18 protein-coding genes and 1 pseudogene are annotated in these 19,917 nt (G+C 42.4%); 7 read left to right on the top strand and 12 right to left on the bottom strand.

Going from position 1 to position 19,917, the window contains the following annotated elements:
* Positions 1–56: 56 nt before the first annotated feature.
* From V7L29_RS08920 to queA, 4 genes are all read right to left on the bottom strand, one after another.
* Positions 57–899: a methyltransferase domain-containing protein gene (locus V7L29_RS08920; protein WP_334735204.1), complete on the bottom strand. Its 843-nt coding sequence runs from the start codon at positions 897–899 to the stop codon at positions 57–59.
* Between the two features lie 475 nt (positions 900–1,374).
* Complete coding sequence (locus V7L29_RS08925; RefSeq protein WP_334735205.1) at positions 1,375–1,650, bottom strand: hypothetical protein; 276 nt, start codon at positions 1,648–1,650, stop codon at positions 1,375–1,377.
* Positions 1,651–2,085: 435 nt separating this feature from the next.
* A complete protein-coding gene (locus tag V7L29_RS08930; protein WP_442944161.1) occupies positions 2,086–2,286 on the bottom strand; it encodes a hypothetical protein in 201 nt (66 codons plus the stop codon).
* A gap of 96 nt (positions 2,287–2,382) precedes the next feature.
* Positions 2,383–3,549, bottom strand: coding sequence for a tRNA preQ1(34) S-adenosylmethionine ribosyltransferase-isomerase QueA (gene queA, locus V7L29_RS08935; protein ID WP_442944160.1), 1,167 nt, complete (start codon positions 3,547–3,549; stop codon positions 2,383–2,385).
* A 271-nt stretch (positions 3,550–3,820) separates the two neighbouring features.
* Between queA and V7L29_RS08940 the strand changes: the two genes are divergently transcribed.
* A complete protein-coding gene (locus V7L29_RS08940) occupies positions 3,821–4,210 on the top strand; it encodes a hypothetical protein (protein WP_012412259.1) in 390 nt (129 codons plus the stop codon).
* Positions 4,211–4,274: 64 nt separating this feature from the next.
* Here V7L29_RS08940 and V7L29_RS08945 read toward each other — a convergent pair whose 3' ends face one another.
* Positions 4,275–4,820, bottom strand: coding sequence for a YraN family protein (locus V7L29_RS08945; protein ID WP_334735206.1), 546 nt, complete (start codon positions 4,818–4,820; stop codon positions 4,275–4,277).
* Positions 4,821–4,843: 23 nt separating this feature from the next.
* Here V7L29_RS08945 and V7L29_RS08950 point away from each other — a divergent pair, with 23 nt between their 5' ends.
* On the top strand, positions 4,844–5,419 hold the full coding sequence (locus V7L29_RS08950; RefSeq protein ID WP_334735207.1) for a pentapeptide repeat-containing protein: 576 nt from the start codon (positions 4,844–4,846) through the stop codon (positions 5,417–5,419).
* Between the two features lie 274 nt (positions 5,420–5,693).
* Here V7L29_RS08950 and V7L29_RS08955 read toward each other — a convergent pair.
* Positions 5,694–5,807 (bottom strand): annotated as a pseudogene (locus V7L29_RS08955) (hypothetical protein); the annotation flags it as partial.
* 232 nt (positions 5,808–6,039) lie between these two features.
* Positions 6,040–7,815, bottom strand: a complete 1,776-nt coding sequence (locus V7L29_RS08960) for an N-acetylmuramoyl-L-alanine amidase (protein ID WP_334735208.1) — start codon at positions 7,813–7,815, stop codon at positions 6,040–6,042.
* An 86-nt stretch (positions 7,816–7,901) separates the two neighbouring features.
* Here V7L29_RS08960 and V7L29_RS08965 point away from each other — a divergent pair, with 86 nt between their 5' ends.
* Both V7L29_RS08965 and V7L29_RS08970 read left to right on the top strand, forming a co-directional pair.
* On the top strand, positions 7,902–9,539 hold the full coding sequence (locus V7L29_RS08965) for a CTP synthase (protein WP_334735209.1): 1,638 nt from the start codon (positions 7,902–7,904) through the stop codon (positions 9,537–9,539).
* 146 nt (positions 9,540–9,685) lie between these two features.
* Positions 9,686–10,108 carry a hypothetical protein gene (locus tag V7L29_RS08970; RefSeq protein WP_334735210.1) on the top strand — a complete coding sequence of 141 codons (423 nt, stop codon included), beginning with the start codon at positions 9,686–9,688 and terminating at the stop codon, positions 10,106–10,108.
* A 192-nt stretch (positions 10,109–10,300) separates the two neighbouring features.
* Here the strand turns inward: V7L29_RS08970 and V7L29_RS08975 are convergent, their stop codons facing one another.
* From V7L29_RS08975 to trxB, 5 genes are all read right to left on the bottom strand, one after another.
* On the bottom strand, positions 10,301–11,779 hold the full coding sequence (locus V7L29_RS08975) for a sugar ABC transporter substrate-binding protein (protein ID WP_334735211.1): 1,479 nt from the start codon (positions 11,777–11,779) through the stop codon (positions 10,301–10,303).
* Positions 11,780–11,986: 207 nt separating this feature from the next.
* Positions 11,987–12,889, bottom strand: coding sequence for an ROK family protein (locus V7L29_RS08980; RefSeq protein WP_334735212.1), 903 nt, complete (start codon positions 12,887–12,889; stop codon positions 11,987–11,989).
* Between the two features lie 129 nt (positions 12,890–13,018).
* Complete coding sequence (locus tag V7L29_RS08985) at positions 13,019–13,213, bottom strand: hypothetical protein (RefSeq protein ID WP_334692720.1); 195 nt, start codon at positions 13,211–13,213, stop codon at positions 13,019–13,021.
* A 99-nt stretch (positions 13,214–13,312) separates the two neighbouring features.
* The gene (locus tag V7L29_RS08990; RefSeq protein WP_334692719.1) at positions 13,313–14,209 is read right to left on the bottom strand and encodes an ABC transporter permease; all 897 of its coding nucleotides are present in this window, start codon (positions 14,207–14,209) and stop codon (positions 13,313–13,315) included.
* Positions 14,210–14,531: 322 nt separating this feature from the next.
* The gene (trxB, locus tag V7L29_RS08995) at positions 14,532–15,902 is read right to left on the bottom strand and encodes a thioredoxin-disulfide reductase (protein ID WP_334735213.1); all 1,371 of its coding nucleotides are present in this window, start codon (positions 15,900–15,902) and stop codon (positions 14,532–14,534) included.
* A gap of 195 nt (positions 15,903–16,097) precedes the next feature.
* Here trxB and V7L29_RS09000 point away from each other — a divergent pair, with 195 nt between their 5' ends.
* From V7L29_RS09000 to V7L29_RS09010, 3 genes are all read left to right on the top strand, one after another.
* Positions 16,098–16,664: a Uma2 family endonuclease gene (locus V7L29_RS09000; RefSeq protein ID WP_334735214.1), complete on the top strand. Its 567-nt coding sequence runs from the start codon at positions 16,098–16,100 to the stop codon at positions 16,662–16,664.
* Between the two features lie 188 nt (positions 16,665–16,852).
* Positions 16,853–17,392 carry a type IV pilin-like G/H family protein gene (locus V7L29_RS09005; RefSeq protein ID WP_334735215.1) on the top strand — a complete coding sequence of 180 codons (540 nt, stop codon included), beginning with the start codon at positions 16,853–16,855 and terminating at the stop codon, positions 17,390–17,392.
* Positions 17,393–17,675: 283 nt separating this feature from the next.
* Positions 17,676–19,886 (top strand): O-linked N-acetylglucosamine transferase, SPINDLY family protein, encoded by a 2,211-nt coding sequence (locus V7L29_RS09010; protein WP_334735216.1) that lies wholly within the window; start codon positions 17,676–17,678, stop codon positions 19,884–19,886.
* The last annotated feature ends 31 nt before the right edge of the window (positions 19,887–19,917 follow it).

The raw sequence follows: 19,917 nt of genomic DNA on the forward strand, positions 1-19,917 counted from the left end.
TGAAAATGGGGACTTTTGCGACCCGTTAAAATTACCACCATTAAGGTTGTGCTACCCTACTTATGGCCGCACAATAAGCCAAATCGAATTAACCCACGCTGATAACCGCGACGCATTAATCCCAGTGATAATGCCCCTTGAATGGTAGTCCAACCAGCATTTAGTAAGCCCCAAAGCGCTTGGGGAGTGAATGCGGAATCAATCACCACATTCCAAAAGGGAGCAACAGCGGTTGACCAATCAGCGGTACGGATATTATGTAATGGTAGTTGATGTGCGATCGCTTCATACTCTGGCAAAGAAATCACATAAGGCAAACAATACACCCGATAAATATCTTGCAAGTGTTTTTGTTCATCTGCCGTTAGTGGTGACTCATCAATTGGTCGATGACACCAAGTCACCATAATTAACTTGCCACTAGGCTTCAACACTCGGTAGCACTCCTGGAGAAACTTTTTTTTATCTGGCATATGTTCACCGCTTTCCAGCGACCAAACCAAGTCAAAAGAATCGTCAGCAAAGGGCATTGCTTGAGCATTTGCGACTTGGAACTGTGTTCTCAGACTTAAATTCGCCTCCAAAGCGCGTTCCGTTGCTCTGGCGGCTTGCACAGGACTCAGTGTAATTCCTGTAGCCTTAGCCTTAAACTTTTGTGCGAGGTATAAAGAACTGCCGCCAATGCCACAACCCACATCTAGGATATTTTCTGCTGTTTGTACCCCTGCCCAATTGAGCAGTTCTTCAATTAAATCAATTTGAGCCTGACGGCGGTCTTTTTTCTGAGTACCGTCCGCACCGTAATAGCCGTGGTGCATGTGTTCGCCCCAAATCTGTTCCCACAGACCAGAGGAAGCATCGTAAAATTGCTGAATTTGCTCGTAAAGTGTTGCACTCATGAAAAAAGCAGTGTTAAGACAAAGCTGAATAAAAAAACATACAGATAGGCTAGCATGTGTGTTTTTAATTAAAATAGGGTCTTTTGGTTCGCAGCAGAAGATCGGAGCTCGGAGATAGGAGTTAGGAGCTAGGAGTTATTAAGAATTGCTTTTTCTACCTTGGGGAAGGAATGAGAATTTGGGAAGAAAGATACAGCGTTTTTTAGGTAAATGAGGTACACAGGTAGGGGCACAACAATGTTGTGCCCTTACAATAATCTGTACCTCACTAAGTTGCAATCTGCTGTATATCGGCATTAGTCATAGTTAAGTAGAAGAAGACAAGTTTAAGAAGTTATAAAATTTCCAGTTCCACTTGAGTGTAGCAAGCAAAAAGCTCTGCCTTTAGTTATTTGAAGGAGGCAGAGCTTGATTAACTGCATTTCTCGGCTAAAGTTGAGAAATGAGGTAGATAAGTTGTTTAAGTTTTGTTAGTCTAATTTCCGTCTATTTGGTTCTCTCCCACCATTCCAGTTGCTTCTAAAGCTAGCTCACCTGCTGTGTAGAGTCCAAGCGCTGTCATGCCTCCGACCTGAGTCACTCCGTTGCCTGCGTTATTCAAAGTTTTTATTGTGGCATGTTCAATTGCTTTTGTAGCTTTCTTCCACCAACTTTTTCCTCCTGTTATTTGTTCACAGCATTCATCTGATAAGAATTCAAACAATTCTTTTTGCTTTTCAATTGGCAGGGTTTCATTTTTATTAATAAACATGGTTGTTCTCCCAAATAAAGAAATACGAGACTTTACTTATTGATATATTGAGCCAGAAAAAATATGATTTTTTTCGCTCTAACTATTAATGAGATTAATCCAAAAGAATGTACATGCACAGACTTGACAATCCACACTTTTAAAGATAGCAGCCAAAATTACAATTTTTTTGCTCTTGATTCCGTATTTATTTGGTTCATTTTTCTGATTGAAGCTTAGTAAGTAAATATCTGTAATTTAATCAGGTATATAGCCTTTATTACTAAAATTATCAAGCTTTTCAATATGCAATATTTTTAATAAATTTAGATAGAAATAATATTTATAAAAAAATTATGAATTAGTTATAGTTTTAGAGAATTTCTTTAAAGTTTTCAAGAAGCTTTCTAAATTGTTTCTACCTATTTACCCTGGAATTAATTTTATGAGCAGGTATTAATTGGCGTAGAGCATAGCTGGTTTGAGATTGCTATGTCCCAGGAAATCCAAGACTTCCTGGGTGTTATAACCCTGATTGACCAGATAGTAACCGTGACAGTGGACTTTGATATCAAGTCCCGCCTGTGCCGCCAGCCGCCCGATTGGCTTTCGCACCGGATCAGTAGACATTACTTCACCGCGTTCAGAAATAAACAGGACTTACGCAACAGGTACAATCGGTCCCAGTGCGGCTTTGGCGCACCTTCAATATCAACCAAGGTCAGTTGACGCTCATGATCAGGGTTTCAGCCGTCATTTTTGGGACGGCAAAATTAGCATTGCATCGCCGAATGAATAAAAGCGATATCCAAAAGCGATCGCTTCGTTGTATATATTCAATAACCGTTGTCTGCCAATTAGCGCACTTACCAACATCAGCAAACTGGAACGTGGTAGGTGAAAATTGGTAATTAAACCATCAACCACTCGCCATTCGTAGCCGGGATAAATAAACAAGTCTGTTTTACCGCAAAATGGTTGTAAATTCCCAGATTGAGCCGCCCCTTCTAAAGCCCGTACTGCCGTTGTTCCCACAGCAATAATCCGACCGCCAGCCGCTTTAGTGGCGCGGATTTGCTCTACTGTGGTCGTGGGAACTTCAATCCATTCTTCATGCATGTGATGGGTGGTCACGTCCTCCACTTCCACGGGGCGAAATGTGCCTACACCAACGTGCAGTGTTACAAAAGCTTGATTGATTTTGCGATCGCGCAACTTCTGTAATAATTCTGGGGTAAAATGCAGTCCGGCTGTAGGAGCTGCGATCGCTCCTGGTTGTTTAGCATAAACTGTCTGATACTGCTCATCAGCAGCTTCTGAGGCAGTGATGTACGGTGGTAGCGGTACTTCACCAAATACTTCTAACAGTTGCATCAAAGACTTTCCGTCTGGCAGATCAAATTGCAACAAACGCCCTCCGGTTGTTGCGTCTGTTTCTAGAACCGTAGCCGTCAGTTGGGGACTCTTTAGTGTGTAGGAATCTTCCCAATCCCCAATCCCTAATCGCTGATCTTTAATTCCCAATTGCCTTGCTTCAAAAATAATCTTTGTTCCCTGTTTGAAGCTTTTTCCTGGCTTAACTAAAGCTAACCAACAGTTATACTGCCGTTCTTCCAACAGCAACACCTGGATTTTAGCACCAGTGGATTTATGACCATAAAGCCGTGCTGGAATAACTTTTGTATTGTTCATAACCAACAAATCACCAGAGCCAAGTAGTGCAGGCAAATCATGGAAAATGTGGTGCAGGAGTGCTGTTTCGGTGCCTGTAGTGGGAGAATCAACTACCAGTAACCGCGAACTATCTCTAGGAACTGCTGGATTTTGGGCAATAAGTTCTGGAGGTAGTTTGTAGTCATAGCCAGCTACCGAGCAATCTAATTCCAAATCTTTTTCTTGTGGGCTAGAGGTGTCTTTCAAATTGGCTTGTACTAGTTTTTGGTTTATTTAGTATTTATACTCACTTGAAAAAGCTGGTTTGAGCTTTCCCTTATAAAGGAACTTTAAGGCATCTTCGCTCAGTTTTGTCGCTAGGCTATAAGATTGATACTATTAAGTAACACGGAAAAATTAACATAAAAATTGGGTAAACCTCCCCATCAAAAACGGGGGCTTTTACCCTACCGGGAACAGGCACTGATTGACGAATATAGATATGTAGGATTGGCTTTGATCCCAAGCACCAACAAACATGGAATACTTGTACTATCTGGCAAATGCCAGTCTAACCCTGAGGGTCGTTCAACACCTGCACGCTAGACCCCAGACACCAGTTTCGTTCGTCACCGTAATTCATCAAATTGATGGCTGGGTGGTTAGGATCAAACTCAAAGGTCAAGTTTCGCCTCAAGAAGATGGCGACTTTCGGGCTTTTCTAAATGAATTAGGAATTAGCTACGAACCACCAATGAGGGTGCAAATGGCACTTTGGAGTTTGGAAGCGGGACAGTGCCCTGTAGACGTGATGCGTCGCTATCAGGTAGCGATCGTCTCTCATGGTAGTCCAGAGAGAGACGAAATCGAAGCGTTCCGGCAACAGTTTGTCCGGGGCTTAGGCTATTGTCCAGAAACTTTGGCGTGATCCGATCTTGGTTGTAACGCGGCTACAAAATTATTGGTAATCAAGATCTTTTATCCATTACCAATTAACCATTATCAATTGAAGAGTCGAAAGCTGCCAGAATGTATTCTTGCAGCTTAAACTTGTATCCGGCTGCTGATGAAGTAGCTAGAGCTTCGTGGGTTGCTGTAACCCCAGTCAGATTTTTTGATATCTTTTGACAGTAGACAATAGCAACATCAAATCGGCAAGAATAATCTGCCTTCTCAGGGCACTGGGCTAAGAATATTCCAGCTGTACGCCAGATTTTTGCTTGCTTTTGTAGGGTGATTGCGCTTCTTCCCCCTGCATCCCAACTGCCCCAACTGCGGGTTTTGACTTCAACAAATGCTAGCATTGAGTCCTGAGTCCTGTTAGCGGTAGCGGGGCGTTTAGCCCGTGAGAAGTTCTCCCCCTCTTCCTCTGCTTCCCCTGCTTTTCCATCATATTGGGCGATGATATCGATTTCTCCCCAGCGGCTAGAGAAGCGACGATGGAGAATTATCCAACCTGTAGATTGCAACCATTGGACTACTAGGTCTTCTCCTAAATGACCAATATCTGGATAATGAGATGGAGGAAGGTTAGCCATTGACTAAAAATATCATGAATTCTATGAATTCTAGGTTAAGCGATCGCACAGCGGGTTCTACACTCGACTCATCCCGAACAAAATTGGGGTTGAAGCGTAAAACAGACCATCACATTTGGGCAAGCATACTCAGCTTATTCCTGTGGGGAATAGTTGGCATCACCGCAACCGTCGGTTTTGCTCCAACAGCTTTGGCACTCGAATATAATAAAGAAATTTTGGTCGAAGCTGATTTCTCAGGACGTGATTTAACAGACTCCAGCTTTACCAAAGCTAATCTCCGCCAGAGCAACTTCAGCCACGCTAATTTGCGCGGTGTCAGTTTCTTTGCAGCAAATTTGGAGTCTGCGAATTTAGAGGGATCTGATTTGAGAAATGCCACTTTAGACTCGGCTCGTTTAGTTAGAGCAAATTTGACAAATGCACTGTTGCAGGGTGCTTTTGCTGCTAACGCCAGATTTGATGGTGCAATTATTGACGGGGCAGATTTTACCGATGCGCTGCTGCGTTCCGATGAGCAAAAAAAATTGTGCAAACTTGCCAAAGGAACTAATCCCATTACAGGACGAGATACGCGTGACACCTTGTTTTGTCCTTAGTAATTTTCACCTGTACATTTTGTAGGGAGTGAAGAAGGGTCATTGGGCAATTCAATTTTGGATAATGGAATTGACGATAGCGCAGCTCTCTTCTCTACGAGAGGCTGTGCCAATGAGTCCGCGTTCGCGCAGCGTCTCGTAGAGAGCGTATGATTGGATTAAATTTCAATCTAAAATCAAAAATCGTTCGACTGAGCGACTTGTACCGAGCGTACCCCTACGGGGAAGCAAGCTACGCGCAACGTCTCGTAGAGAAGTCGAGGTAAGCCGAAGTCTAAAATCTAAAATTCTTACTCCTTCCGCCTCCTAGATCGGCTTTGTAAAGTCCTGCCGTCATTTCGTTTACAGCCGCATAGAGACTAAGGTCGTTTAAACCCTCTTTGCGTGCCCAACGGTTAAACTATCGGGTTTTATAGATTATCATGCTATGGTCATTGCCTTTGCTTATTATATAGCACTTGGTGCTATGTTTAGCAATACACTATAAAAGTCAAAAAGCTTGAACAAAGACTGATCGCAATATTGAGCAGGAACTAGCTAAAAAATAGCGATGGGCTACGCCCCGCCGGAGGCGATCGCACTCCATCAAATACAATGAGGAACTAGTTGTACCTGCAAATTTATTTAACACTCATAAACCACTCAGTAATCCCCTGAGCGATCGCATCAGCCGTTTTTTTCTGTACCTCTGGGTTCACTATCTGCTCAAATTCATCAGGATTGCTCATAAAACCCAATTCCAACAACACCGATGGTGCAGCTGTTGGACGTGTCAGCGCCAGGTTATCCCAAAATACACCATAAGAAGGTCTACCGATTTTTTTGACTACATAGTTGTGTAAAAACATTGCGAGATTGTGGGCTTGGGGTTGATACCAAAAGGCCGCAAATCCCTTGGTTTTTTCGGCATCGCCATCATCGGGTAAGGAGTTGTGATGTATAGAAATAGCGATGGATGGTTCTTCTTGACTGATAATTGCCTGACGTTCTACTAGGGAAACCTCTTTATCATCCTCCCGCGTCATCACTACCGTTGCTCCTTCTTTGACCAACTCGTCGCGCAGCAACTTGGATACCACCAAATTGACATCTTTTTCTAAATATCCAGTTGGGCCACTGGCACCAGATTCTTTACCGCCATGCCCTGGATCTAGTACAATCTTGAGATTAGCTAAAGGCTTTCGTCTTGTGTTCCCGATTTTAGGCGGATGACGCAAAGCTAAAACCAGGGTTGTACCGTCGTATCTCAGCTTATATCCCCACTGTTGAGCTTTTTTGAGGTTAAAGGTGTATTCTACTTGTTCTGGAGCCTTCTGTTGCCAATCTAGGCGAGAAATTAGGGGGTCATCATCCAGGCGAATAATGTCCGTTTGGGCAGTAGTATTGTAGAGAGTGAGAGTGAAAGCCTGCTCAGTTTGTTGCACGCTCACAGGTACGGGAACTTGTAAGGGGAAAACTATCTCTGTCGCACCAGGGAGTTGACGGTATCCGACACTGCGAATTATTGTCTGTGGCTCAATTGCACCAGGTAAAATGCGGGTTTCCTGACTATTAATCCAAGCGCCATAGTCTAGGCGCAACCATTCACCTTCTTTACCTGTAACTGTTGCGTGTGTGCCTTTCGGCAGTGGTGTGAGTCGAGAATAATCGGTGTTCGGGCCAGTACGAGCGACGCCTGCGTCTGCTGTTACCTCAGCAACTGGCAACTCTGCTCTTGAGAGGATTTGAATCTTACCAGATCCTGGTTGAGTTATCGTCTTGCCATTGAGCGTTAGTTGAAACTGAGGTTGTCCTAGATCGGCGGCTGTTGCCACTGTGGTGCAACCTTTATAATTACCTACGCTAGACTGGGCATAAGGCTGATTTTGCCCTGTCAGAATTGCCAGATTATTTGGTAGTTGTGCCTGTTGAGGTTGGGGTGAAAGGGCAATAGTTTGATTAGCCAACTTGACAGAGACATTGGCGTTAGGGGGTGCGACCCCTTGAGGAAGTTTCGCTAACGCGCTAAAACAAATTAGTTCTCCTGGTAATCTGGCAATGTCAGCTCCCGGAGTCAGGGAATCTTTAGCAAAGCCTAAACCTTGTGGTAGTTCAGGGTCAGTGGTAAGCCTTGTCACTTTAATCTGGAGTTCTTGATTGTGGTGACGCACAGTAAAAAGATTCTCTCCCAATTGCAAAGGGAAACTAGGGGAAAAATGACCAGCTTTGCTGCGGGTAATTGGCTTACTATTGATCAAAACCTGACCATCTGGTGGTGCAGTGCCCAGAAAAAAAATTTTTTGGGAACTCGTCTGGTAGTTTGTCTGGGGAAAAATGACTATAAGAGATGGCTCTGCCAATGCTATTGAGGAGGTGAGAATATAGCCTAATATTACTAATCCTAGAAAGTTTTTCACAAGCAAAATCACAGAAAATTACACCACAACAACTGTGGCACAATGACGGGATGTATTTTTAAAAGTTGTTAGAAATTCAAACGACTATGACTAAGTTTATCTTTGTAACTGGAGGTGTAGTTTCCAGTATTGGTAAAGGCATTGTAGCAGCAAGTCTAGGGCGTTTGCTCAAGTCGCGCGAATATTCCGTGTCGATTCTCAAACTCGACCCTTATATCAATATCGATCCTGGCACAATGAGTCCCTTTCAGCATGGGGAAGTATTCGTTACCCAGGATGGTGCAGAGACAGATTTGGACTTGGGGCATTACGAACGCTTTACCGATACTTCGATGTCGCGATTGAACTGTGTTACTACTGGCTCAATTTATCAGGCAGTGATCAATAAAGAGCGGCGCGGAGACTACAATGGCGGTACAGTACAGGTTATTCCTCATATTACCAATGAAATAAAAGAGCGAATTCTACGAGTTGCTAAAAGTACAAACCCCTCTGTAGTGATTACAGAAATCGGTGGTACCGTGGGGGATATTGAATCACTGCCGTTTTTGGAAGCAATTCGCCAGTTCCGCAAAGAGGTGGGACGGCAGAATGTGTTGTACATGCACGTAACGTTGGTACCGTGGATTGCCTCTGCGGGTGAAATGAAAACTAAGCCAACACAGCATTCAGTTAAGGAACTGAGATCCATTGGCATCCAACCAGATATTTTAGTTTGTCGGAGCGATCGCCCCTTACCCAAGGGATTAAAGCAAAAATTATCGGGATCTTGCGATGTCCCCGAAGAATGCGTCATCACTTCCCAAGATGCCAAAAGTATCTATGAAGTTCCGCTGAATCTGGAATGGGAAGGAATGGCAGAACAAGTGCTGAACTTGCTGCAAATGGAGCAACGTCAACCAGATTTGACGCAGTGGCAAACCTTGGTAAAACGGTTACATAGTCCCAAGCACGAGCTAGAAATTGCTATTGTCGGTAAATATGTGCAGTTAAGTGATGCCTACCTATCTGTAGTGGAAGCACTAAACCATGCTGCAATCTCCACTTCTGGCAAACTGCGCCTGCGTTGGGTGAACTCAGAAGATTTGGAAACTGAACCAGCCGAAACTCATCTTGAAGGTGTCGATGGGGTAGTTGTGCCAGGAGGTTTCGGTATTCGGGGAGTGGATGGTAAAATTGCTGCGATTAAATACGCGCGCGATCGCCGAATTCCCTTTTTGGGTTTATGCCTGGGAATGCAATGTTCTGTGATTGAATGGGCCAGGCACGTAGTGGGATTAACAGATGCTAATAGTGCTGAATTTGACGCTTATACAACTGATCCGGTAATTAATTTATTGCCAGGACAGCAGGAAGTAGTTGATTTAGGGGGTACAATGCGCTTGGGACTATATCCTTGTCGTGTTCTTCCTGATACTCTGGCTTTCAAGCTCTATCAAGAAGATGTAATTTATGAACGACATCGACATCGATATGAGTTCAACAATGCTTACCGCGATCTGTTATTAAAGTCTGGGTATGTGATCAGTGGTACTTCTCCCGATGGACGCTTAGTTGAAATTGTGGAATTACCCAAGCACCCATTCTTTCTTGCTTGCCAATTTCATCCAGAATTTCAATCGCGCCCCAGTACCCCTCATCCCTTATTTAAAGGGTTCATTCAAGCAGCGATCGCTCTTTCTCTTTCAACATCTGGTAAACCAACACCATTGGAGGTGTCATAACAGTTCATAATTCAAAATTCAAAATTTAAAATTCAAAATTAATTTTTTAGATTTTGAATTCGTGCATAGCGACATTAACTTAAGGCTTGAGTAGATTTGGACATACAGGGTGCATCATTCGTAAATTTCGGACTTGAGGAGATGTAGTGACGTACTGGGTGAAAATCCTTTACGAGAGGAAAGAATATGTAGTGAATTTTGAGCATGTCCATGCTTTTTGTTATGAACTGAATGGCAGGGTTACTTTTTGGTTACCAGATAGTGCCATTCCAATAGTAATTAACCCGCAAAGTAACTTGGAAGATTATCAAAAAATTCTCGATTATTTAGAATGTGTGACAGGATTAGAATTAGCTCATGCCCACTGGGTGAAAATTATTTACGAAAAAAACGAATATGTAATTAATCTCAACTGCATCAGTTCTTTTTGTCATGAACCGAACGGCAGGGTAACTTTTTGGTTGCCAGATGGCACTATCCCTATCATCATCAACCCTGTGAGTAATCCGGAATCTTATGAAAAAGTTGTGAAATACGTTAAGAAAGCAACAGGATATTCTTTGTCTTGAAATTCCTGCAAAGCAGAACAAGGTAACAGGAAAGTTAAAAAACAGATTTACTATTTTCTCAATATTAAAAAATTGTTTTTGGAAATTTTTGCTGAATTAGCCTAGCTATTGAATCATCTTTTTTGTAGAGTTATCTAAAAAAGAAAATTGTAACTTTAGCAGTAAGGTGATGATTTTAAAATTGCATATAGCTCACTGCCATTCGTCAAAAATTTGTTTTATTCGCTCAATTGCTGTGTCTGCTGCTTCCTCTGGAGATATGCTATTGACAACTATTCGATTGAGAGCCTTACCCCAAACATTCTCTTCTAAAACTAGGCTGTAAGCAGGGTTTTGGACAATATAAAATGGACGAGTTAGACCTTTAGTTAGTGTTTGAGTTGCAGTGGAAAGATGCGGATCTGCTGGATTTGTCCAAAAGGCGTCTTTCCAAACAGGCTTCATTACTGGTAAATACCGTCCTCCGGTAGCTTTGAGATAGTTTCCTATTGTCTCAGGTTTAATTAAATACGCGAGAAAGTCTTTGGCTACCTTCTGGTTTTTAGACTCCGCAAACAAAACTATTTCATTAACCGAGACTAAGTAGCGCATCGGTTTATCATTGGGTTTGTTCGGAAATTCTAGGATACCAAGCTTGTTACGATAGGTGTCAATATCTTGGCGGACAGCAGTAGGAATCGAGAGCGAGGAGTTAGGCGTCATAACCACGCCACGATTGAGCAAGCTGCGATTATTGTCTGGATTTAACCAGTTCACTGCGTCTGGTGGTACGTAGCCCTGCTGGAAAAATTTCGCATACCACTCTAAGCTCTCAACAATACCTTGACGCACCTTCGGATCATTGAGGAGAAGTTGACCCTTGGAGTCTAAAATTTGGACATCATATGCCTCTAAAATCTGCTCAAACAAGTAATAGGTATCTGTAGATCCAATAGAGAAAGGAAAGCCTAAGCCGTAAATATTCTGTTTTTGCTGTGCCCGCAGATCATTCTGCACTTGTTTCCAAAACTCCCAAAAGGCATCCCACTCTTTGGGGATATCGCTTTGAGTTCGACCTACTTGCTTTAGCAGGTCTCGCCAGTAGAAGACATGAATTGTTAATTGATCAATTGGGACTGCATAGTAACCCAGCTTTTTATCGACGTTATTATATAAACGAACGGCTTCCAGCACACCTTCAGAATAAAGACTTTTGACTGGCTCAATTAAATCAGAGACATCTGCCAGTTTGCCTTCCCAGGCAAGACGCGGATACAGCTCCCTCTCAGCACTGCTATTTATGACGATATCAGGCGGATTACCAGCTTGAAGTGCCCTTTGAGTCTTTTGTGGCAACTCATCATTAGTATAGAAAGTAAGCTTAATTTTATTGCCGCTTTGTTCTTTCCAGTTGCTAATAATCTGCTGGAGGGCTTCATCCTCTTCTAAAGTATAACCTTTATCCGACCAAATCTTCAGCACTCTACTGTTAATAGGAGACTCGGTGACTGAGAATTGGTTAGATTTTAAGATGTTAATGTAAGCAATAATTATCAAGCTGAGTATCAATGCCACGAGTACGTAGCGATGGCTAGCTCTTATTAGCACTACGGTAAAAGTTTGCTTGACTCTTTGCTGATTCTTAAAGCCTTTAGCCATTGGATTGGCTTTGGTTATGAATAATATACTCATTTTTTATGATTTTTGTCAGAAAAACATCTTTACTGCATCTTCTGACATCACATAGCGCTTGTTCAAGTGTTATTTAATCCGCAATCCTAAGTTCTCTGTCTATTCTGCAAAAAAGTTGGTGTCTGTAGCAAGCTCCAAAGCAAATTTTTCTTCTACTAATAATTCGTAAAGACTGATGTCTCTAGCTGGGATTGTTTGAGCCATAATCTAAAATCCTGAATAGAGTTGCCATGCCAACTTTGCTGCACCTACTATCCCAGCAAAATTGCCTAACTCTGCTGGCAATATTTGTAAACCCGCTCGTGATAAAGGCTGCACCCGCTTCTCAATTTCTGCCTTCACTGCTGGGAAGAAAAACTCAAAGCTGCCACTTATACCACCACCAATGACGATCGCTTGCGGTGTGAGTACATAAATCAAACTCGTCAAACCAATTCCCAAATTACTACCATATTCTTGCCAAAAAGTCAATGCTGTGGCATCTCCTTGTTGGGCAAGAACACCCAATTCGGCGGGTTCCTTGAGAGTGCGGCGGCGAATTGCAGTAGCACAGGCATATTGTTCCAAAGAGCCTCGATTGCCGCTATTACAAATTGGGCCATCAGGATTTAATGAAATTAAACCCAATTCCCCGGCGGCTCCTTGATGTCCAATAAATAGTTTGCCATCGAGGATAATTGCGCCACCAACCCCAGTACCTAAAGTTAGCAGAATCAGATTTTGAAAGTAGCGACCGGCTCCCAACCAAGCTTCTCCCAAAAGAGCGCAATTAGCATCGTTAGCGATCGCAGTAGGTTTGCCAGTTTTGGTTTCTAACCAATCTGCTAAAGGCACATCGAGCCATCCAGGCAAGTTAATCGCAATTTTGGCAATGCGTCCCCTTGCATCGGACGGCCCAGGAGTCCCAACACCAATAGCAACAGCTTGATTATCTGGATCAATTTGGGCGATCGCATTTACCATCACCGCCAGCACGGCCTCTGGTGTTGTCGGTTGGGGAGCCGCCACAGTCAAGGATTGCAAACAAGTACCATCGGCTGTAAACCGCCCTAGCTTAATTGCTGTTCCCCCCACATCAATGCCAATTACTTGAATTTTGTCATTTGTCATTTGTCATTGGCCAAACAGGGCATTGGGCGTTGGTAATTGGTGAACAGTTATTATCTATTCGCTACTCCCTATTATCGAGTTCAAAATCAAGAATTTATCAAGGTTTTAGGCAAATGTGTGCTTAGGGTTTTAGGATTTGGCACGAAAATATTCTAAATTTTCTGTGCTATTGGGTGCGAGTCGTAAATTAGCAACAGTCATAGTACGAACACTCGATTGCTCCTGCCAAGCTGTAATTGGCGCACCTCTTAAGATACCAGCAAGAGCAACGGAAAGGATAAATCCACCAGTAGCGGCAGCAATTAACGTTAGATTATCTTTCATACAAATCTCTCTATTGTTTATTTGTCATTTGTCATTTGTCATTTGTCTAAAACTAATGACCATTGTACAGACGGGATTAATCGCGTCTCTGACCAATGACTACTTTCGGATTCTATTTTCTCTCCGTAATCGGGGATTGACAAATTCATTTAACCCCTCACCAAGTAGTGATAACCCTACCACCATGCATGTCATCGTTAAACCAGGGAAAAGCGTAGTCCACCAAATGCCAGTAGGTAGAGCTTCTAGAGCTTGTTTTAAATCATGTCCCCATTCTGGCACTTCTTCGGGAAGTCCTAGCCCCAAAAAACCCAAACCGCCCAACACCAAAATCGCATCAGCGGCGTTGAGTGTGAAAAGGACGGGTACGCTTTGAATGACGTTGAAAAACAGATAACGAGAAAGCACAACCCAAGTGGAAGCGCCCATTGCTTGAGCAGCTTCGATGAACACTTCAGTTTTCACGCTAACGGTGTGGTTGCGAACAACGCGGTAATATTGGGGGATGTAAGCAATGCTAATAGCGATCGCTGCATTTAATATCCCCCGCCCCACCACAAATGCCAGCGTCACAGACAGCAGTAGCCCCGGTAGAGTGTAGATGCTATCCATAATAAACAGCAACACTTTATCCAATTTCCCGCTGAGATAACCACTCAACATGCCCAAAGGCACACCGATAATCATACTCAACGCTGTTGCCAAAATCACCACCTGCAAAGCAGCTTGAGCGCCGAACAATGTCCGGGAGAACACATCATAACCCAGGCGACTAGTACCAAACCAATATTTAGCGGAGGGTGGCTCGTGAATTGGGTTAGAGAGAAAATCTTTAGGGTTTTGCAGCCATCCCCAAGCTTGGAATACGGGAGCGAAGAATGCTAAGAAGATGAAAAATAGGGTAATGGCTAACCCGATGAGCATGAGTTTTTGGGAAAGATTCGGACTTTTGGCAAACTGTAAAAATGTCGGTAGCTGCCGTTTTGTAATGGCCATAAAGCAAGTTAAGAGTTATGAGTTATAAGAGTAATTTTGTCAACTTCAAACTTAACCCTCAACCTTACCTTACATATGAAATTATTTCCAGCCCAGATCCGACGAGAGAAATTAGGGTGGGCAATATTGCTAAGTGGAGGAGATAGGGAGAGCAATAAGCTGTTCCACATTTAAATTGCATAATTAGGGCGGGCTTTTTGGCCCACCCCACAAGAGTTATAAAAATTTTAGATATGCAAACTAGATGTGGTTTAGCTTAAGTCCAAACTCCAAACTCCTAACTCCTAACTCCTAACTCCTAACTTTTAACTCCTAACTAAAATTACAGATTACTTTCAATCAACTGGCGGTACTCGCTCTTTTGCTTCACGCCTTTAACTTCCTTCACCAGTTCCTTGTTTTTGAACAATTGAACCGTTGGCGTTCCTGTCACACTAGCATTTTCAGCAATATCTCGGTCTTTGTCGATGTCAATTTCTACAAAGTGAATTTTGCTGTCAAATTCATCCACCACTTTATTTAAAATTGGCTTCAGAGTATGACAAGGGCCACAACCAGGAGAGACATATTTAACTAGGAGTAAGCGATCGCTTTCATGGAATAATTTCCGTAAAGCGTAACCTCCTTGATGGCGCGTCGCATTCAAATTAAATCCTGCTTCTTCCTCGGCTTCAGTCTTTTTGGCTGGCTGATGTTCTAATTCATTATCTGTTGTTTCTGGCTGTTGATGGAATTCTTGAATTAAGCCAGTGAATGACAACCAACGTTCTGCTAACATCGCCGCCATACAGCCAGTACCCGCAGCCGTAATTGCTTGCCGAAACTCATGATCTTGCACGTCTCCAGCAGCAAAAACGCCCTCTACACTGGTTTCCACAGTACCGGGCTTGGTGACAACGTAACCGATTTCATCCAGTTCTAACTGACCTTTAAATAGAGAGGTATTGGGACTGTGACCAACGGCGTAAAATAAACCTTTAGCGTGCAGTTTGCTCTCTTCACCAGTTTTGGTATTGCGGACTTTCACTCCTTCCATGTGACCGTTACCGAAGATATCCACAGCTTCTGTGTTCCAATGCACTTGGATTTTCGGGTTGCTCAAAACGCGGTCTTGCATGGCTTTAGAAGCCCGCATTTTATCAGTGCGTACCAACATATTCACTTTAGAGCCGTACTTGGTGAGGTAAATTGACTCTTCCGCCGCCGAGTCGCCAGCACCAATCACAGCCAATTCTGCGCCGTGGAAAATTGGTGTCGCACCATCGCAAATTGCACAAGCGGAGATACCCCGACTCCAAAATTCATGTTCGTTGGGTAAACCCAAACGCTTTGCTGTTGCACCAGTAGCAATGACGATGCTATTAGTTTTTATTTCCCTTTCTTGCGATCGCACTGTAAAGGGACGCTGATTCAAGTCAACTGAGATAACATCTTCAGTATATAGTTCAGCTCCCCAGCGCTCTGCCTGAGCTTTCATCTGATCCATCAGTTCTGGCCCGGTAATCCCTTGGGGAAACCCAGGAAAGTTTTCGACTTCCGTCGTTGTCATTAATTGCCCACCAGGTAAACCCCCGGCTTGGAAACCTTCAAATACAACAGGTTTTAGGTTAGCACGTCCGGCATAAATGGCGGCTGTGTACCCTGCTGGGCCAGAACCGATAATTACCAAGTTTTCTACTGTAGGGTTAGTCATGACCATATACGAACTCATAACGACTACGTTTAGTATAACATAACAAACTGTGATTGGCTACGCCACGCTGGAAGGAATGAGGTATGCCCTGTCGTCGCAAGTGAAAAATCAAGAATACAGAGACAGCGATCATAGGTTGCCGCTTGATGTCCGAGGAGTATTTATGATAGCTATAAGAGTATTTGCTGTCGTATTATGTCTTTTACTATTACAGACTTAGAGCAGCTACAAACCGAGCATCCAGAATGGCAGATGGAGTTGGTAGAAGGGAAAATCATAGTTATAGGGCCATCAGATTACGAGTCAGAAGAAATTGGCACTCGGTTGAGTACCTTCTTAAATATCTGGGTAATGTCGCGAAAGCTAGGGCGAGTGACTGGCTCTAGCGCAGGCTTCATATTACCTAAAATAGAAGAGGACGACTTAGAAAAAAGAAATCTGCGTGCCCCTGATGTGTCGTTTGTTCGCGCTGAACGATTGAAAAAGACCAAGCGCGATTTTGTGGAGTTGGTTCCAGACCTGATGGTTGAGATTAAATCTAAAAGCGACAGAATTAAACCACTTGAAGAGAAGATTCAGTTATTTTTGCAGCTTGGATCTACAGTCGGCATATTGATTAACCCTGACAAATTGACAGTAACGGTTTACCGACTAAACCAAGCTCCAGTGATGTTGCAAAATGGAGACACACTAACATTACCGGACTTGCTACCAGGTTGGGAACTGGCAGTATCAGAACTGTGGCCACCTGAATTTGAATAAGGCACTCTCATAAACGAAATTGAGAATCAAGCCCCTGGTGTACAATCAGGGGCTTTTGGATGGAAGGATTTTGGATTGTGTAACCGCATCTCACCAAACTTTTTTTCTCAAGGTGATAGGAAAGCGATCGCAGCTGGGTAAGTTACATCTAGAACACAGAATCACTTCCTACCCCCTGGAAAACACGTATGAAAAGCGAACTAAAAGCCAAGTTTCTCCAACACATCCTCGACAAGAAGAAGGGAGATGAGGGTTTTACACTCATTGAATTACTAGTAGTAATTATTATCATCGGTATTTTGTCTGCGATCGCTCTACCTTCTTTCTTGAACCAAGCTAACAAGGGTAAGCAATCAGAATCTAAACAGTATACTGGTTCTTTGAACCGCGCTCAACAAGCGTATTTCTTAGAGAATAATTCGTTCGGATCTACCATAGATCAGTTGGCTATTGGTATTAAAACTCAAACTGAAAACTACAAGTACGAAATTAGTACTGGTAGTTCTCAGGTTGCCAATAATGGATATTCTCTGAAACCAGCTCTAAAATCGTATGCAGGTAATGTGGTTTTATCTACACTACAAAATGGTAGTAGTGACGCAACCACTTTAGCTATTTTATGTGAGACGACGAGTGTTGGCGCTGGCTCAAACGTAGCACCCGCAGGTACAGGTACCCCATTGCAACCTGCTTGTCCTAGTGGTTTTCAAGAGCTGAAAAGTAAGTAAAACGGTTAGCTGTATCTCTTCTAGTTGAACACTTGATGGAAGTGGGTAGTTTAGGCTACCCATTTTGATTTAGCTCTCAATTTCAGTAATTTCAAACCTTGCACTAGCCCCACCATTAACCAGGAAATTAATTTCCTGGTTAATAGTTTAAGTCAGCTAAAGCTGACTTGAAAAAAGTTTCAGTCCATTTCATTTGAATGGACTTTATTTATTCATTAGGCATTAAAGTTCCAGATGAGGTGCAAGATCAAATGCAACGCTATTCTCCTAAAAATCCTTGACTATGACTTCTGTACAACTTCATACTGCTCTGACTTTGTTAGAGCAACAAGCCCAGCAATATTTTATCAAAAGCAACTATAATCAGGCTGCTAGCTGCTATGAGCAAGCTATTGAAATAGAACCAGAAGTTAAGTCCCATTACTGGAACTTAGGATTAATGCTGCTGTTGCAAGGGCAAGAGGCAGAAGCACAGATGACTTGGCTACTGGGTATGGGTGAAGGAGAAGCTCAAGAACTTGAGCAATGGACAGGGGAACTAATGCAGGTTCTACAAACCGAAGCTGAACGTAGAGAGACGCTAGCAGACTATAAAGTTGCTTGGGCAATTCGTCAGCACATGCGAGAAATTACTCCTACAGATGTAAAAAATCTGTTGTATTTAATAGAGCTAGCTATCAAGCTAGAAACGTTCATTGGTGATGAATTAACTGATTTAGGGGTAATTAAGTTAATTCGGACACAACCAATTGTAGATATTCAGTTATTGTTGCAAGTATTGGAGAGCATTCTCAATTACGCTCCTTTACATCCTGCACTTCCAAAGTTTATAGAAGCTTGTCTAGTTCATGTTTGTGAGCCTCAATCTTTAATTAATATTTTGCTTCCAGCTACAGTTAAAATTGCTCACTCAATGCTGCAACCGCAAATAGCAGCATTATTAATTGAGCTATGTTTACGTCTTGAACCTGAAAATCTAGAAATAATACGCCATTTGGCTGCTTTTTATCTCAAAGCTTGTGATTATTCTCAAGGAATAAAGACAGCTAAGTTATGCTATTCGTTATCAAATACATTAGTTGATAAAGTCTTTGCAAAACATTTAATACAGCGAGGATTAATGGAAGCTCCTGCTTATTGGGAAGAAGCTTGCGAAGTTTTCCAACAGCAGGAACTTCTACTAATATCTTTGATTGCAGAACAACCTAAAAATATTGAATCAGCTAAAGTTCTTCGTCTATTTAATACTTACTCTTTTGCACTTTACATACAAGACAATCCTAGTAAATACAGACAAGTTCAAAACCAAGTAGCACAACTTGCTCAGCTTAATATACAAGAATACGCTAGTGAAAAAATCCAGCAATATAAACAACGCTCTGTAGAAAATAGAAATAAACCTAAGAAGATTGGATACCTATCTCATTGTTTATCTAAGCATTCAGTCGGTTGGCTAGCGCGATGGATGATTCAGCATCATAACAGGGAAAAATTTGAAATTTATGGCTATTTTATTAATTATAGACAGGTAAACGATCCATTACAACAATGGTATATTTCTCAATTCACACAAGCCTATAAAGGCGGAATCCATAGTGAAGACATTGCTGAAAAAATTTACCAAGATGAAATTGATATTTTAATTGATCTTGATAGTATCACCCTAGATATTGCTTGTGAAATCATGGTACTTAAACCAGCACCTGTACAAGTAACGTGGTTGGGTTGGGATGCTTCGGGAATACCAGTAGTTGATTACTTTATTGCTGATCCTTATGTTTTGCCAGAATCTGCTCAAGAGTATTATTCAGAAAAAATTTGGAGATTGCCCCAAACCTATATAGCAGTAGATGGTTTTGAAGTAGGTGTACCTACTTTACGGCGGGATTCTCTAGATATTCCTAGTGATGCTGTGGTGTATCTTAGCGCTCAGAGAGGATATAAGCGTCACCCTAATACAGCGCGACTGCAAATGAAAATTATCAAAGAAGTTTCCAATAGCTATTTCTTAATTAAAGGGTTAGCAGACTCAGAAGCTGTGCAGAAATTTTTTATGCAGCTAGCAGAAGAAGAGGGGGTAGAGTGTTCACGCTTACGATTTTTGCCTTTAGATATTTCTGAGTCTGTCCACAGAGCAAATTTAGCTATTGCTGATGTTGTATTAGATACTTATCCTTACAATGGTGCTACAACGACACTAGAAACACTTTGGATGGGTATTCCCTTAGTAACCAGAGTTGGACAGCAATTTGCAGCGCGTAATAGCTACACCATGATGATGAATGCTGGTATTACAGAAGGTATCGCCTGGACTGATGAAGAGTATTTAGAGTGGGGTGTGCGTTTAGGTAAAGATGCGGTTTTAAGACAACAAATTGCTTGGAAGCTACGACAATCAAAGCAAACAGCGCCACTGTGGAATGGCAAGCAGTTTACTCGTGAGATGGAGAAGGCTTACCAGCAGATGTGGCAGAATTATATTGAGAAAAAATAAGTTTAATGATTATTTATGATATATAGCAAGA

This window comes from Nostoc sp. (assembly GCF_036916575.1).
In the GTDB taxonomy this organism is placed as follows: Bacteria; Cyanobacteriota; Cyanobacteriia; order Cyanobacteriales; family Nostocaceae; genus Nostoc.